Origin of the sequence: Cellvibrio fontiphilus (assembly GCF_042646205.1) — a bacterium.
In the GTDB taxonomy this organism is placed as follows: Bacteria; Pseudomonadota; Gammaproteobacteria; order Pseudomonadales; family Cellvibrionaceae; genus Cellvibrio; species Cellvibrio fontiphilus_A.
The window spans coordinates 1-1,308 of the sequence record NZ_JBHRTF010000012.1 but is presented as its reverse complement, the minus strand read 5'-3'; the positions used below and the strand labels follow the sequence as shown (position 1 = coordinate 1,308).

The 1,308-nt window shown below is 48.2% G+C and carries 1 protein-coding gene; it reads left to right on the top strand.

Annotated features, from left to right (window positions below; all coding sequences use genetic code 11):
• The first annotated feature begins 40 nt into the window (after positions 1-40).
• Positions 41-1,263, top strand: a protein-coding gene (locus ACFODX_RS16095) for an IS3 family transposase (protein WP_378121043.1) whose coding sequence is annotated in 2 segments (ribosomal slippage) — positions 41-410 and positions 410-1,263 — 1,224 coding nt in all. Because the reading frame shifts where the segments join, the coding sequence is not laid out codon by codon here.
• Positions 1,264-1,308: the final 45 nt, after the last annotated feature.

Here is a 1,308-nt window from a genome sequence, read left to right as displayed (position 1 = left end):
TGTCCCGTCCTGAAATAGGTTTACACCTTGGAGACCTATTTTGGAAAACACTATCCCAGCTCGAATTAAACGCACTCAGCGTGACTACACATTGGGCTTTAAATTACAGGTTGTTGCTGCGGTTGAAAAAGGCGATATGACCTACAAACAAGCCCAAAAAATCTACGGAATTCAAGGGCGATCCACCGTGCTGGCCTGGCTGCGAAAACACGGTAAGATGAACTGGATTCATCCGGTAAAGATCACCATGCCCAAAACACCACGCGCCTCAGAAACACCTGCCCAAACCATCAAACGTCTTGAGCGCGAGCTTGAGGACGAGCGTCTACGCAATCTGCTGCTCAATGAAATGGTTGATATTCTGGATTCGGAATATGGAGCCGGTTTGCGAAAAAAGTATCAAGCCAAGGAGCGCGACGCCTTCAACTTGCCGGAAAAATAAGTCTCAGCAAAGCCTGCGACTTATTGGGCATTAGCCGGCAAGCGGTGTATCAGCGCGAACAGCGCGCCGTGGAGCGTAAAGCTGCATTGGCACCGGTAAAGGAGATGGTCATGAATTTACGCCGATTCATGCCGCGCCTTGGCACACGAAAATTGTATCACCTGATCAAACCTGCACTGATGGAAGGCGGTATCAAATTGGGGCGAGATGGCTTATTCGCTTACTTGCGGGATGAGGGTTTACAGGTCAAGCCCCAGCGCCGTTATACCAGGACGACCTTTAGCAAGCACTGGATGCGAAAGCATCCAAACCTATTAAAAGATACTGTCGCTGATCATCCCGAAAAAGTATTTGTCAGCGATATTACGTATCTGGAAAGTGACGAGGGAGTGCATTATTTATCGTTGGTGACTGATGCGTGTACGCGCAAGATTATGGGGTACGAAGTCAGCCGGGAAATGAAGGCCAGTGATGTCGTAAACGCCTTGAAGATGGCGATTGATGCCAGACAAACACGGCACCCGTTGATCCATCACTCGGATCGGGGAGTGCAGTATTGTGCGGGTGAATATCAGCGGATATTAATGAGCAACGGGATCAAGCCATCCATGACGGATGGTTATGATTGTTATCAGAACGCTCTGGCGGAACGAGTAAACGGGATTTTGAAGCAAGAGTTTCTGTATTATCGTTGCAAAAGTTTCGAGGAGCTGAAGTCACTCGTGAAGCAATCGGTGAGTATTTATAATCACTTCAGGCCGCATTTGAGCCTCGGGATGAAAACTCCGGAAGAAATGCATGAAAAAGCCAGCTCTTTGTAGGAGCTGGCTTAAACAAAAACCGTCAACTTATTTTAGGACGGGACA